We start from the raw sequence: 13605 nt of genomic DNA on the forward strand, positions 1-13605 counted from the left end.
CTCCTCCTTACAGGCCGAATTCGGCTTCTATGCCGTCGATTCCGGCGCGCAGCGCCTTGAGCGTGTCTGCGCGGGCACGCAATTTTGTTGCGGCGTGCGCGTGCTGGTGCAGGCCGGCGAATTCCTGCGCGGCTTCTTCGGCGCGGCTGACCACCATCTCGGGCAACACGATCTCGTCGACAAAGCCTGCGGCGAGTGCGGTTTCACCGAAGAACGTCTTGGCCAGCCCGGTGGCTTGCTGATACGCCGACCGCGTCAGCCGCAGCTTCAGGATCTCCAGGGCCGCATAGGGGATCGTCATGCCGATCGCCACCTCGTTGGCCTGGATGTTGTAGGCGTGGGCGGCCACCCGGTGATCGCCGGAGCACAACAGGAACGATCCCATCGCGATGGCGTGTCCGGTGCAGGCGATCACCACCGGCTTCGGATAGGAAAGCAGCCGATACGACAACTCGAAGCCACCCCTGAGCATGTCGATCGCGGGCTGTGCCTCGCCCGAGGTCAGGATCTTCAGGTCGAATCCGCCGCTGAACACCCGCTCGTTGCCGGTGATCACCAGCGCGCCGGCATTGTCGCTGTCCGCCTGGTCGATCGCCTCGTTGATCGCCGCCTGCATGGTGGGACCCAGCGCATTGACCTTGCCGTCGTCCAACTTGATGACAGCGACGGCATCCTTGACGGTGTAGCTGACCGGACCGCTCATGGAGTCGATTGAATCAGATTGACGTTGAGTGACGCCGCGGGGCCGGATCTAGCCCGAGGGTCACACCTGTTCGCCGTGATGTCTACCCAGATCGTTTTCGCCATTACCCAGGCGCAGACCGACATCGGTGGGTGCGTCGAGCTGCCGGGCGCGCCAGCGATCCTGAGTTTCGGCCACCGCGTTGTTGATACGTTCGATCTCACTGCGGAACACGTCTGCGCGCGTTTCCTTGCTCGCGTAGTGAAAGTAGGTCAGCAGGCTGCGTAGCAGTTCCAGCTTCTGCTTTTCCCTCTTGGCCAGGTCGTGCGTGGTCATCAACTCAATGCGCTGAACGGGCGGCAGCGCCTCCCAGTCCAGCACCACGTTGGTCTGAAGCGGCTGGCGTTCGCGTTCCCAGAACCGCCACCCGCGCGGCTTATCAGGGCGGTCGTAATAGATCACTGACCCGGCAAAGCGAGATTCGATGGCACCGCCGATTTCGGCGCGGTCGAGCGCCGAATCCCAGACCATCCGCCACTCCTGGCCGGGCGCAAGCACCGGCAATTCGCGGGGGAGCTGCAGTTCGACGACTTCGGCATAGCCGTCGCTGGAATTCTCGTATTCGGCCACCGTCGGTGGAGTCGGAAATGAAAACCGGATGTCGTAGGCCGCGGTCCGGCCGAAATTGCGGACCACCAGCTCGATCACATGCCAGTCCGCAGCATGCGGTTCCATCAGCATGCCGACGTGGGGCCGAGTCTGCTCGGCGGCCAGTCGCCGGTTACGGCTGATCTGGTGATTGGTAAACACCAGCGCGATGATGCCGAGCGCAATCGCCGCCCACGCCGCCCATGCCAACCAGGTGCTGGACTCAACGTCGGTGACCCCGTGCCAGCCGCCCTGGATCCACCCCATTGAATCCATCCCTCCGCTATATCACAGCGACATGCACCCGAAATTCTGCTGGTCCGGCTGCCGAATCGCAACGATCCGTTAGCCGCCCATCAACATTCGCCACTGATCAAGATTGGTGGCTCGATACACATAGTTGGAACGCTTCACCTCCGCCAGCGACGCGCTCGGGTCGACGGAATACCAGTGCCCTGGAAACACGGTCGGGTCGCCGGGCAGCGTAGCCAGCTGCTGCAGACTGCGGTACATCTCGTCGGAGTCGCCGCCCGGAAAGTCGGTGCGCCCGCAGCCATCCAGGAAGAGGGTGTCACCGGCAACCAGCCGACCGTCGAGCAGAAAGCACTGGCTACCGGGCGTATGACCCGGAGTGTGCAGCAGCTCGATCTCGATGTCGCCGATGCTGATCTTGTCGCGATGCTCATGCGTGGTCAGGTCACCGATGGCAACCCCGGTGACTCGCGAAACCCAAACTGCTTCATGGGTATTCACGTGAACCGGCACATTGGTCCGCTCGAGTAACTCGGCCAGTCCATTGAGCTCGAAACCCATCATCGACCCGCCCACGTGGTCCGGGTGGTGGTGGGTCACCAGCACGCCGGACAGGCGCATGCCGTCGGCCTCCACCGCGTCGACAAGCTCGCCGGCCGCGTACGCCGGGTCGACCACGACGCAATCCCCGGTCTGACGGTCACCGATCAGGTATGCGAAATTGCGCATCTGTGTCGCGAACATGTCGCCGGGGGCGAAATCGCGGCCGGCGAGCAGTTGGCGGAAATACAGTCGGTCCGCTGACGAGTCTGTCACCGCACCAGACTATGACCCGGCCATCAGACCTGGCATTTCGGGCGCGTCGTGGCCTGTCAACCGTGCTTTTGTCGAACGATTGGGCACGTATCCGGTGGGTATTGTTGGTCCATGCTGAAGAAGGTCGAAATGGAGATCGACGACGACCTTGTCCTGGAGGCAATACGTCGCTATCACCTGGCCGACGCCCGCGAGGCCGTCCATCTCGCGCTGCGGACTCTGCTCGGCGACACCGCGGACGGACCCGGCGACCAAGAGGACATTTACGACGAGTTCAGCGACCTCAGCGCATGGCAACCGCACCGCGGCAGCGACGGGGGCTGACCGCTGCCGGTCGTTTGGTGCGGTCGCGCGTCGCGCTGTACCCTCTTTTAGGCCCGAGGCAAGACTGATCGCTACGGGTTCCAGGCCCCCTTAGCTCAGTCGGTAGAGCGTTTCCATGGTAAGGAAAAGGTCAACGGTTCGATTCCGTTAGGGGGCTCGGCGGGACGCCGAGCAGGCGGGCGGCGCGTGTCAGAGGCGATGTAGCTCAGTCGGTTAGAGCGAACGACTCATAATCGTTAGGTCGCCGGTTCGAGTCCGGCCATCGCTACAACACAACAATGTGACGTGTGAAAGAGAACTGAAATGGCTTCAAGTACCGATGTGCGGCCCAAGATCACTTTGGCCTGCGACGTGTGCAAGCACCGCAACTACATCACCAAAAAGAACCGCCGTAACGACCCGGACCGGCTGGAGCTGAAGAAATTCTGCCCGAACTGCGGCAAGCACCAGGCGCATCGCGAGACGCGCTAATTGTTGGCGACCGTTTAGCCGAGATTGACCAGGTAGGTTTTGTAGCCGTGCCGTTGACCACAGACATCGTCGGGATGCACTATCGCTATCCCGACTACTACGAGGTGGAGCGGGAGAAGATCCGCGAGTACGCGGGGGCCGTGCAGAACGCCGACGCGTGCTTCTCCGATGAGGACGCCGCCGCCGAGCTCGGCTACAAGGGGCTGCTGGCCCCGCTGACGTTTTGCTGTGTGTTCGGCTACCAGGCTCAGACGGCGTTCTTCAGGTACGCCAACGTCGCGGTCCAGGACGCGCAGATCGTCCAGGTCGACCAGGTGCTCAAGTACTTCAAGCCGCTGGTGGCGGGCGACCGGCTCTACTGCGACGTATTCGTGGATTCGGTGCGTGTGTCGCACGGCACCCAGATCATCGTGACCAAGAACATCATCACCAACGAAGACGGCGAGACTGTCCAGGAGACCTACACGACCTTGGCGGGCCGTGCCGGCGACGATGGAGAAGAGGGTTTTTCTGATGCCACTGCGTGAGTTCAGCTCGGTGAAGGTGGGCGACCAGCTGCCGGAGAAGACCTATCCGCTCACGCGCCAGGATCTGGTGAACTATGCGGGAGTTTCGGGTGACTTGAACCCGATCCACTGGGACGATGAGATCGCCAAGATCGTCGGGCTGGACACCGCGATCGCCCACGGCATGCTGACCATGGGCATCGGCGGCGGTTATGTCACCTCGTGGGTCGGCGACCCCGGTGCGGTCACCGAGTACAACGTGCGATTCACGGCGGTCGTGCCGGTGCCCAACGACGGCAAGGGTGCCGAGCTGGTCTTCAGCGGTCGGGTCAAGTCCGTCGATCCGGAGAGCAGGTCGGTCGTCATCGCAATCAGCGCCACTACCGGCGGCAAGAAGATCTTCGGACGGGCCATCGCGTCGGCCACGTTGGCGTAGCCCATGGCGCTCAAAACCGATATACGCGGCATGGTCTGGCGGTATCCGGACTACTACGTGGTGGGCCGCGAGCAGCTTCGCGAGTTTGCCCGGTCGATCAAGAACGACCACCCGGCCTACTTCGAGGAGACCGCGGCGGCAGAACTCGGCTACGACGCCATCGTCGCGCCGCTGACCCTCGTCACGATCTTCGCCAAGCACGTGCAGTTGGATTTCTTCCGTCACGTCGACCTGGGCATGGAGAGCTTGGTGATTGTCCAGGTTGAACAGCGGTTCGTCTTCAACAGGCCGATCCTGGCGGGCGACAAGCTGTGGGGGCGGATGGACGTCGTGTCGGTCAACGAGCGTTTCGGCGCCGACATCGTCCTCACCAAGAACGTCTGCACCGACGACGACGGTGAGGTCGTGATGGAGGCCTACACCACGTTGATGGGGCAATACAACGAGGTTCCGGACGACGGTTCTGTCCAGCTCAAATGGGACCCCGCATCCGGGCAGGTCGTCAGAACCGCGTAATTAGTATCTGACTCGCGTGCCGATGTACACTCGGACCTCGGGGTTTTCCCATTACAGCGCGCTGTCCGTAGGTTCGGCGATCACCGAACGGAGAGCGCGCGCGTCATGTAGGCCCCGGTAGGTAAGCGCAGGTTGGCCTGCCAACCGCGAAGGGGCGTAGCTCAACTGGCAGAGCAGCGGTCTCCAAAACCGCAGGTTGCAGGTTCAAGTCCTGTCGCCCCTGCAAAAGGCGAAGCGTGCCATGCTGGACACTGAGGTGCCCGATCAGCGCGGGACGAATCGTGAGATAGCGAGCGACAAAGGAGCATGCGGTGAGCGACGAAGGCGACGCTGCCAGCGACGCGGCACGCGACGGCGGTGACACCGACGACAGCACGAGCGGTGGCCGGACGGCCGTGGTGACCAAGTCTGCGACGCGTCCGCAACGTCCGACCGGTAAGCGGTCCCGGCAGCGAGTGGCGGATACCGACGACGACGTCGACGTAGAGTCCTCGGACGAGGTCGAAGCCGCCAAGCAGGACAAGAAAACCCCGGCAGCCAAGAAGGCCAAGAAGCCGAAGAAACCCGGCGACCGTACGGCTAACCCGTTCGTTTTCATCTACAACTACCTCAAGCAGGTCGTTGCAGAAATGCGGAAGGTGATCTGGCCGAACCGCAAGCAGATGCTCACTTACACGTCCGTGGTGCTGGTGTTCCTGGCATTCATGGTGGCGCTGGTAGGTCTTGCTGATTTTGGCCTGACCAAGCTCGTGCTGTTGGTGTTCGGCTGAGCTTTCCAGAGTGATAGAGAGGACTGAAAACCGTGACTACCTTCGACGGTGACACGTCCGCGGGCGAAGCGGTCGACGTAGACGAGCCCGCCGAGGTCGTCGAGGCCCCTGAGACCTCGGAGGCCTCGGAGGCCTCGGAGGCCCCCGAGGCCCCGGAGCCCGCCGAGAACGCGGAATCGGCCGAGGAGGCCGACCCTGCCGCCGCGCTCAAGGCCGACCTGCGCAGCAAGCCCGGCGACTGGTACGTCATCCACTCCTATGCGGGATACGAGAACAAGGTCAAAGCCAACCTCGAAACCCGTGTGCAGAACCTGGACGTCGGCGACTACATCTTCCAGGTCGAGGTGCCCACCGAAGAGGTCACCGAGATCAAGAACGGCCAGCGCAAGCAGGTCAACCGCAAGGTGCTGCCGGGCTACATCCTGGTGCGCATGGAATTGACCGACGACTCGTGGGCCGCGGTGCGCAACACCCCCGGCGTGACCGGATTCGTCGGCGCGACCTCTCGCCCGTCGGCCCTGCGGCTCGACGACGTGGTGAAATTCCTGCTGCCGCCGGCGGCGACGAAAAAGGCCGCCAAGGGTGCCGCCACCGCTGCTGCCGCCACCGAGGCCGGTGGGCTGGAACGTCCGGTTATTGACGTCGAGTACGAGGTCGGCGAATCGGTGACGGTCATGGACGGGCCGTTCGCCACGCTGCCGGCCACGATCAACGAGATCAACGCCGAACAACAGAAGCTCAAGGTGCTGGTGTCGATCTTCGGCCGCGAAACACCCGTGGAACTCACCTTTACCCAAGTCTCCAAGATCTAGCCAGCCGGCCCCGTTCGCGGGAACGGCTGGACGCATAAACCAGGAAGGAACGTCACAATCTCATGGCCCCGAAGAAGAAAGTCGTTGGGCTGATCAAGCTGCAGATCCAGGCCGGGCAGGCCAACCCCGCCCCGCCGGTGGGGCCCGCGCTCGGCCAGCACGGCGTCAACATCATGGAGTTCTGCAAGGCGTACAACGCCGCGACGGAGAACCAGCGCGGCAACGTGATCCCGGTGGAGATCACGGTCTACGAGGACCGCAGCTTCACCTTCGCGCTCAAGACGCCGCCCGCCGCCAAGTTGCTGCTCAAGGCCGCCGGCGTGGGCAAGGGCTCGGCCGAACCGCACAAGACCAAGGTCGCCAAGGTCAGCTGGGATCAGGTGCGCGACATCGCCGAGACCAAGAAGGCCGATCTCAACGCCAACGACATCGACGCCGCCGCCAAGATCATCGCCGGCACCGCCCGGTCGATGGGGATCACCGTCGAGTAATCCCCAGCACCACCGTGGGAGGGCCAGCTTCGGCCCGAATTAACCACGACCCAACACCAGATTGGATAAATCATGAGCAAGAACAGCAAGGCCTACCGCGCCGCCTCCGAGAAGATCGACCGGGACAATCTGTACACCCCGCTGGAGGCCGCCAAGCTGGCCAAGGAGACGTCCTCGTCCAAGCAGGACGCGACCGTCGAGGTGGCGATCCGGCTCGGCGTCGACCCGCGCAAGGCCGACCAGATGGTCCGCGGCACGGTCAACCTGCCGCACGGCACCGGCAAGACCGCCCGCGTCGCGGTGTTCGCCGTGGGTGACAAGGCCGAACAGGCGCAGGCCGCCGGCGCCGACATCGTCGGCAGCGACGACCTGATCGAGAAGATTCAGGGCGGCTGGCTGGAATTCGACGCCGCGATCGCGACTCCTGACCAGATGGCCAAGGTCGGTCGCATCGCGCGTGTGCTGGGTCCGCGCGGTCTAATGCCGAACCCCAAGACCGGCACCGTGACGCCCGACGTCGCCAAGGCCGTCGCCGACATCAAGGGCGGAAAGATCAACTTCCGCATCGACAAGCAGGCGAACCTGCACTTTGTGATCGGCAAGGCCTCGTTCGACGAGAAGAACCTTGTGGAGAACTACGGCGCTGCGATCGACGAAGTGCTGCGGCTCAAGCCGTCGTCGTCGAAGGGCCGCTACCTGAAAAAGATCACCGTCTCGACGACGACCGGCCCGGGCATTCCGGTGGACCCGTCCGTCACCCGGAACTTCTCCGAGGCGTAGTCACGCCGAACGTCGACTTGTCGGGCGTTTTCCTCCGAAATCGGCCCGACAACTCGACGCTCGGCAGGCTAGCCGCCGCATTCGGCGATACGTCGCCGCAGGAAGTCGCGCCCGGGCTCAGAACCGTTGGACTCCAACGCCGTTCGATACCAGGTGAGCGCTTCGCTGGGCCGTCCCGCGCGCCGCAGCAGATCGGCCCTTACCGTCGCTACCAGATTCGACCGGGTCAGCCGGGGATCACGTGCCACTTCGTCGAGTGCGACAAGACCGGCGTCGGGGCCATCGCGGAAGCCCACTGCCAGCGCGCGGTTGGCACCTGCCACCGGCGAACCCGTCAACTCCAAGAGCCGGTCATAGGCCGTGCAGATGGTGATCCAGTCGGTGTCCTCCCAGGAGGCGGCCGTCGCGTGCAGTGCGGCGATCACCGCCTGGGGCAGGTACGGGCCGGTCGAACCCTCGGCCCGCCGCAGCCGATCCAGCCCGCGCGCGATGCGGCCGCGGTCCCACTTGCGGCGATCCTGCTCCTCGAGCGGCACCAGCATCCCGGCGTCGTCGACTCGGGTTGCGCGCCGCGAGTCATGTAGCAGCATCAGGGCGGCCAGGGCGTGCGCCTCGCGCTCGTCCGGCATCAGCGCGCACAACTCCCCGGCCAGCCGAACGCCCTCGTCGCACAGCTCGTCGCGAATCGCGGACGGGCCGGCGGTCGACCAGTACCCCTCGGTGAACACCGAATAGATGCAACCGAGCACGTGTGGTGTCCGCTCACCCAACAGCTGCGCCGGCGGCACCCGCAGCGGGATGTTGGCGTGGCGAATCTTGTTCTTGGCGCGCGTGATTCGCTGACCGACGGCGATGTCCGTCTGTAGCAGCGCGCGCGCGATCTCGGCAACGGTCAGCCCGGACACCAACCGCAGCGTGAGCGCCAATTGCGACTGCCGGTCCAGCGCCGGATGCGCACAGGTGAACATCATCCGCAGCTCGTCGTCGCGAACCGGATGCGGGTCGGTGCGGTCGGTGCGCGCCCTGATGTCGTCCACGACAGCAGCCAATTCCTTTCCGGGACGCACTGATTCGCGACGCAGCCGATCCCGCGCGCGGTTGCGGGCGACGGTGAGCAGCCACCCGCCGGGGTTATCGGGCACACCGTCGTCGGGCCAGCTGCGCAGCGCCTCGGCGCAGGCCTCCTGGACGGCGTCCTCGGCGACGGTGAGGTCACCGGACCACCGCGCGAGCGCGGCGACGGCGGAACCCCATTCCCGGCGGAAGACGCCGTCCAGGTTGGTCATTGCGGGCGATTAGAGTGCCGAGACTCCGGCCAGTTGCCGCAGCTGCACCGTCGAAGCGGGGATCATCGACGCGATCTTGACGGCCTCGTCGCGATCCGCTGCGTCAAGCAGGTAGAAGCCGGTGGCCACTTCGGCGCCCTCCGCGTACGGTCCATCGGTGACGATCGCCTCGCCGTCGCGCACCTTGACCGTCGTCGCGGTCGACCGGTCGTGCAATGCGGCGCCGCCGATCACGTGATCGCCCGCGGCAGTATGGAAATCCGCGTGCTTGGCCGCGACCGCTTCCCACTCCGGTGTTCCCGGCGTGTGCGCGGATGCCGGCGGTTCCAGCAGCAGCGCGAGCCAGTCGTTGCCGGTGAGCTTGCGGGACGGTTCCGATGAGTGGACCATCGGCCACACCTCCACGGCGCCGTCCTTGGCCGCGGGAATGTCCCGGGCCAAAGCCAAAGCCTCGTCCAGGTTTTCGGCCTCGAAAACGTAGTAGCCGCCGGCTACTTCGGCGCCCTCGGCGAACGGGCCGTCCGTGATGACAGGCGCATCCGGGCCGCCGCTGATGCGGACCGCCGTGGCCGCGGACGCCAGGGCATCACCACCGCGGATCGCCGCCGCGGCTTTGGCGTGGAACGCCCCGTAGGCCGCCATCTGGGCCGCCCCCTCCTCAGGTGTGCGTTCGCGCTCCCCCATGATCAACAAGGCGAAGTACTGCATTTGTGTCACCTCCGATAGTGAGCGAAGCCTCGTGCTCCACTCTCTACCTATCCGACGAACGACGCAGCCCTAATCCGACAAGCTAGGCGACGGCACCCGGCTTGAGGTAGGTCACCAGGCTGACGTCGAGAATCTCGTAATCGAAATAGTGCTCGCAGCCGCGCAGATACTTCATGTACCGGTTGTAGACCTCTTCGGAGGTGATCTCGATGGCCTTGTCCTTATTGGACTCCAGCGTGTCCCCCCAGATACGCAGCGTCTTGATGTAGTGCGGGCGCAGCGAGAGGGGTTCGGGGACAGCGAAACCCGCTTTTTCGCCGTGTTCGACCATCATCTCGGTCGTCGGCAGGCGGCCGCCCGGGAAGATCTCTGTGATGATGAACTTGATGAAGCGCACGGTTTCGAAGGTGAGCTTCTTGCCGCGGGCGTTCATGTCGTAGGGGTGGTAGCTGACGCTGCTTTGAACGGTCATGCGGCCGTCGTCGGGCATGATGTCGAAACACCGCTTGAAGAAGTCGTCGTAGTTCTCGTGCCCGAAGTGCTCGAAGGCCTCGATCGACACAATCCGGTCGACCGGCTCGGTGAAGTCCTCCCAGCCGTGCAGCAGCACCCGCCGCGACCGGTTGGTGTCGATACCACTCAGCACCTGCTCACAGCGGGCGTGCTGATTCTTCGACAGCGTCAGACCGATCACGTTGACGTCGTACTTCTCCACGGCGCGCCGCATGGTGGTGCCCCACCCGCAACCGATGTCCAGCAGGGTCATGCCGGGTTTGAGATCCAGCTTGTCCAGGTTCAGGTCGATCTTCGCGTATTGAGCTGCTTCGAGGGTGAGGTCGGACGGCTCGAAGTACGCGCAGCTGTAGGTCCGGGTCGGGTCCTGGAACAGGGCGAAGAAATCGTCGGAGACGTCGTAATGCGCTTGGATGTCTTCGGAGCGCGTCCGGATCTTCGTCGCACTGGTCGGTTGCTCAGCCATGGTCGTCTATTTCTCCTGAATTCACTGCTTCAAACCCACTACCCATCGTCACCCGATTGACCAGCAACGATACCCACCCTTAATCGGACTGCTTAACCGCCGGCGGTGCTGCGCGCCCGCCCCCCACTGCCCGACACATGAGTCTACTTTTCCAGCGTGAACTGGTTGCAGTCGATATAGCCCACCCGGAACGCATTCGCGCAGCCGGTCAGGAACTTCATGTACCGCTCGTACATCTCTTCGGACTGCATCTCGACGGCCTGGTCTTTGTGCGCCTCTAGCGCCGCGGCCCACAGGTCGAGGGTGTGGGCGAAGTCCAACTGCATCGACTGGCGGCGGGTGACGTCGAAACCCGCCTTTGCGCAGTGCTCCTCCACCTTCTCGATGGACGGCAGCCGACCCCCCGGGAAGATGTCGGTCAGGATGAACCGGATGAACTTCGCCATCTCGATGGTCACCGGGATGCCGCGCTCCATCATCTGCGTTGGATGCAACGCGGTGATCGAGTGCAGCAGCATCACACCGTCTGCGGGCATGGTGTTGTAGGCGAATTTGAAGAAGTCGTTGTAGCGTTCGAAGCCGAAGTGCTCGAGCGCTTCGATGATGACGATGCGGTCCACCGGCTCGGTGAAATCCGCCCAGTCGCTCAGCAGCACCTGTCGCGAACGGCTCGAGTCGACCGTTTCGAGCACCTGCTGGCAGTAGGCGTACTGGTTCCTGGACAGGGTCAAGCCGACGACGTTGACGTCGTATTTCTCGACGGCGCGCTTCATCACCGAACCCCAGCCACAACCGATGTCGAGCAGGGTCATCCCCGGCTCCAACCCCAGCTTGTCCAGCGTCATGTCGACCTTGGCGATCTGCGCTTCGTGCAGCGTCATGTCTTTGTGCGGAAAGTACGCGCAGCTGTAGGTGCGGGTCGGGTCGACGAACAGTGCGAAGAACTCGTTGGAAAGGTCGTAGTGCGCTCGGACGTCGGCCGCGTTGGACTGCGTCCGACTGGCGCTCGCTGAACTATTAGTCATATGTCCCCCCCGATGGACAGGCACCTCGGCGTGGAGGCCATTCCCGGGGACCATACACCGGGCCGGGCGCATCTCTGGCATTTGAGGTGTCGTGCCACTGGGTTTCTCGATGGCAGATCCGCCACCCTTCAGTGTGACGACCCGATCGCTACTTCTCCAGCGTGAATTGGTTGACGTCGATGTAGCCGACCCGGAACGCGTTGGCGCAGCCGGTCAGGTACTTGATGTAGCGCTCGTAGACCTCTTCGGACTGGATCTCGATGGCCTCATCTTCATGGGCTTCCAGCGCGGCGGCCCACAGATCGAGGGTCCTGGCGTAGTGCAGCTGCAGCGACTGGCGGCGGGTCAACCGGAAACCGTGCTTCGACGAGTGCTCCTCCACCTTCTCGATGGACGGCAGCCGGCCACCCGGGAAGATCTCGGTGACGATGAACTTGATGAAGCGGGCCATTTCGAACGTCAGCGGTATGCCACGTTCGATGCACTGCGGGCCCGTCAACCCGGTGATCGTGTGCAGCAGCATCACGCCGTCATCCGGCAGCACACCGTGGGCCATCGTGAAGAAGTCGTCGTAGCGGTCGTGGCCGAAATGCTCGAACGCACCGATTGACACGATGCGGTCGACGGGCTCGTCGAACTGCTCCCAGCCGGCCAGCAACACTTGCTTACTGCGGGGGTTGTCCATTTCGTCGAACGATCTCTGCACGTGGGCGGCCTGGTTCTTGGACAGCGTCAGGCCGACGACGTTCACGTCGTACTTTTCGACCGCGCGGCGCATGGTGGCGCCCCAGCCGCAGCCGACGTCGAGCAGCGTCATGCCGGGCCGTAGTCCGAGCTTGCCGAGCGCCAAATCGATCTTGGCGAGCTGCGCCTCTTCCAGCGTCATGTCGTCGCGCTCGAAGTACGCGCAGCTGTAGGTCTGGGTGGGATCCAGGAACAGGCGGAAGAAGTCATCCGACAAGTCGTAGTGAGCCTGCACATCGGCGAAGTGCGGTGTCAGCTTCCGAGCCATGACAGTGAGCCTTCCTGACGAAACGCACCTAACATACCCCGCCCACGCCCCAGGACCCGCTATTCGATGCCGCAGGTCAAGGCGGCCGGATTACTTCGCCAGGGTGAATTGGTTGACGTCGACGTAGCCGTCCCGGAATTTGTCGGCGCAGCCCGTCAGGTATTTCATGTAGCGCTCGTAGACTTCTTCGGACTGGACCTCGATGGCTTCGTCCCTGTGCGCCTGCAACGCTTCGGCCCACAGGTCGAGGGTTCTGGCGTAGTGCGGCTGCAGTGACTGGCGGCGAGTCAGTCGGAAATTCGCTTGGCTCGCATGTTCTTCCACCGTCTGGATTTTCGGCAACCGACCGCCCGGGAAGATCTCCCGCTGGATGAAGATGATGAAGCGGAGCAGGTCGATGGAGATGGGCAGACCCCGGTCGATGACTTCCTGTTTCGTCAAATCGGTGATCGTGTGCAGCAGCATCACGCCGTCACCGGGCAACGCGTGATAGGCCATTTTGAAGAAGTCGCCGTAGCGTTCGGGACCGAAGTGCTCGAACGCACCGATTGACACGATGCGGTCGACGGGCTCGTCGAACTCTTCCCAGCCGGCCAGTAGCACTCGCGTGCTGCGCGGGTTGTCCATCTCGTCGAACGACTTCTGCACGTGGGCGGCCTGGTTCTTGGACAGCGTCAGGCCGACGACGTTCACGTCGTACTTCTCGACGGCACGGCGCATGGTGGCGCCCCAGCCGCAGCCGACGTCGAGCAGCGTCATGCCGGGTCGCAACCCGAGCTTGCTGAGCGACAAATCGATCTTGGCGAGCTGCGCCTGTTCCAGCGTCATGTCGTCGCGCGCGAAGTAGGCGCAACTGTAGGTCTGGGTCGGATCCAGGAACAGGCGGTAGAAGTCATCGGACAGGTCGTAGTGCGCCTGCACGTCTTTGAAGTGTGGTTCCAGTTTTTGAGTCATCAGTGTTACGCCCTCCCCGCCATACGCACCGAACATCCCCCGAGCCCGAGTGGGGCAAATTTTATTACTCAGCATCTGCCCGGTTGGACGAATGGCGAAACCTCGCAGTTCAGCGCGACTGTCACCTCGGGCGTGTC

Annotated in this window: 18 protein-coding genes and 3 tRNA genes; 12 read left to right on the forward strand and 9 right to left on the reverse strand. The window is 63.6% G+C overall.

Going from position 1 to position 13605, the window contains the following annotated elements; genetic code table 11:
• Positions 1–7: 7 nt before the first annotated feature.
• The 3 genes from ACZY0B_RS14125 to ACZY0B_RS14135 all read right to left on the reverse strand — a co-directional run bounded on the left by ACZY0B_RS14125 (position 8) and on the right by ACZY0B_RS14135 (position 2398).
• Positions 8–703 (reverse strand): crotonase/enoyl-CoA hydratase family protein, encoded by a 696-nt coding sequence (locus tag ACZY0B_RS14125; RefSeq protein ID WP_463764750.1) that lies wholly within the window; start codon positions 701–703, stop codon positions 8–10.
• A gap of 60 nt (positions 704–763) precedes the next feature.
• Positions 764–1606, reverse strand: a complete 843-nt coding sequence (locus ACZY0B_RS14130) for a hypothetical protein (RefSeq protein WP_463764751.1) — start codon at positions 1604–1606, stop codon at positions 764–766.
• Between the two features lie 69 nt (positions 1607–1675).
• Positions 1676–2398, reverse strand: coding sequence for an MBL fold metallo-hydrolase (locus ACZY0B_RS14135; RefSeq protein WP_463764753.1), 723 nt, complete (start codon positions 2396–2398; stop codon positions 1676–1678).
• A gap of 111 nt (positions 2399–2509) precedes the next feature.
• Between ACZY0B_RS14135 and ACZY0B_RS14140 the strand changes: the two genes are divergently transcribed.
• The 12 genes from ACZY0B_RS14140 to rplA all read left to right on the forward strand — a co-directional run bounded on the left by ACZY0B_RS14140 (position 2510) and on the right by rplA (position 7504).
• Positions 2510–2722: a type II toxin-antitoxin system VapB family antitoxin gene (locus ACZY0B_RS14140; protein WP_463764754.1), complete on the forward strand. Its 213-nt coding sequence runs from the start codon at positions 2510–2512 to the stop codon at positions 2720–2722.
• 84 nt (positions 2723–2806) lie between these two features.
• A tRNA-Thr gene (locus ACZY0B_RS14145) sits at positions 2807–2879 on the forward strand.
• A 37-nt stretch (positions 2880–2916) separates the two neighbouring features.
• A tRNA-Met gene (locus ACZY0B_RS14150) sits at positions 2917–2990 on the forward strand.
• Between the two features lie 35 nt (positions 2991–3025).
• Positions 3026–3193, forward strand: coding sequence for a 50S ribosomal protein L33 (rpmG, locus tag ACZY0B_RS14155; protein WP_066818100.1), 168 nt, complete (start codon positions 3026–3028; stop codon positions 3191–3193).
• Between the two features lie 47 nt (positions 3194–3240).
• The gene (gene hadA, locus ACZY0B_RS14160) at positions 3241–3720 is read left to right on the forward strand and encodes a (3R)-hydroxyacyl-ACP dehydratase subunit HadA (protein ID WP_463764755.1); all 480 of its coding nucleotides are present in this window, start codon (positions 3241–3243) and stop codon (positions 3718–3720) included.
• Positions 3707–4135: a (3R)-hydroxyacyl-ACP dehydratase subunit HadB gene (gene hadB, locus ACZY0B_RS14165; protein WP_463764756.1), complete on the forward strand. Its 429-nt coding sequence runs from the start codon at positions 3707–3709 to the stop codon at positions 4133–4135. The genes hadA and hadB overlap by 14 nt, the downstream gene beginning before the upstream one ends.
• Before the next feature lie 3 nt (positions 4136–4138).
• On the forward strand, positions 4139–4651 hold the full coding sequence (hadC, locus tag ACZY0B_RS14170) for a (3R)-hydroxyacyl-ACP dehydratase subunit HadC (RefSeq protein WP_463764757.1): 513 nt from the start codon (positions 4139–4141) through the stop codon (positions 4649–4651).
• A gap of 150 nt (positions 4652–4801) precedes the next feature.
• Positions 4802–4874 (forward strand) — tRNA-Trp (locus tag ACZY0B_RS14175).
• Positions 4875–4962: 88 nt separating this feature from the next.
• Positions 4963–5421, forward strand: a complete 459-nt coding sequence (gene secE, locus ACZY0B_RS14180; RefSeq protein WP_463764758.1) for a preprotein translocase subunit SecE — start codon at positions 4963–4965, stop codon at positions 5419–5421.
• Positions 5422–5453: 32 nt separating this feature from the next.
• Entirely contained in the window at positions 5454–6233 is a 780-nt protein-coding gene (nusG, locus tag ACZY0B_RS14185; protein ID WP_463764759.1) for a transcription termination/antitermination protein NusG, read from the forward strand.
• Positions 6234–6295: 62 nt separating this feature from the next.
• A complete protein-coding gene (rplK, locus tag ACZY0B_RS14190; protein ID WP_108926211.1) occupies positions 6296–6724 on the forward strand; it encodes a 50S ribosomal protein L11 in 429 nt (142 codons plus the stop codon).
• Positions 6725–6796: 72 nt separating this feature from the next.
• Complete coding sequence (gene rplA, locus ACZY0B_RS14195) at positions 6797–7504, forward strand: 50S ribosomal protein L1 (protein WP_463764760.1); 708 nt, start codon at positions 6797–6799, stop codon at positions 7502–7504.
• Positions 7505–7572: 68 nt separating this feature from the next.
• Here the strand turns inward: rplA and ACZY0B_RS14200 are convergent, their stop codons facing one another.
• The 6 genes from ACZY0B_RS14200 to ACZY0B_RS14225 form a co-directional block, all read right to left on the reverse strand.
• On the reverse strand, positions 7573–8790 hold the full coding sequence (locus tag ACZY0B_RS14200) for an RNA polymerase sigma factor (protein ID WP_463764761.1): 1218 nt from the start codon (positions 8788–8790) through the stop codon (positions 7573–7575).
• Positions 8791–8799: 9 nt separating this feature from the next.
• Positions 8800–9498, reverse strand: coding sequence for a YciI family protein (locus ACZY0B_RS14205; RefSeq protein ID WP_463764762.1), 699 nt, complete (start codon positions 9496–9498; stop codon positions 8800–8802).
• Between the two features lie 82 nt (positions 9499–9580).
• Positions 9581–10477, reverse strand: coding sequence for a hydroxymycolate synthase MmaA4 (gene mmaA4 / locus ACZY0B_RS14210; RefSeq protein ID WP_463764763.1), 897 nt, complete (start codon positions 10475–10477; stop codon positions 9581–9583).
• A 143-nt stretch (positions 10478–10620) separates the two neighbouring features.
• Entirely contained in the window at positions 10621–11502 is an 882-nt protein-coding gene (locus ACZY0B_RS14215; protein WP_463764764.1) for a cyclopropane mycolic acid synthase family methyltransferase, read from the reverse strand.
• 148 nt (positions 11503–11650) lie between these two features.
• A complete protein-coding gene (gene mmaA2, locus ACZY0B_RS14220; protein ID WP_463764765.1) occupies positions 11651–12514 on the reverse strand; it encodes a cyclopropane mycolic acid synthase MmaA2 in 864 nt (287 codons plus the stop codon).
• 90 nt (positions 12515–12604) lie between these two features.
• Entirely contained in the window at positions 12605–13468 is an 864-nt protein-coding gene (locus tag ACZY0B_RS14225) for a cyclopropane mycolic acid synthase family methyltransferase (protein WP_463764767.1), read from the reverse strand.
• Between the last annotated feature and the right edge of the window lie 137 nt (positions 13469–13605).

The organism is Mycobacterium sp. IDUB_19 (assembly GCF_055419445.1).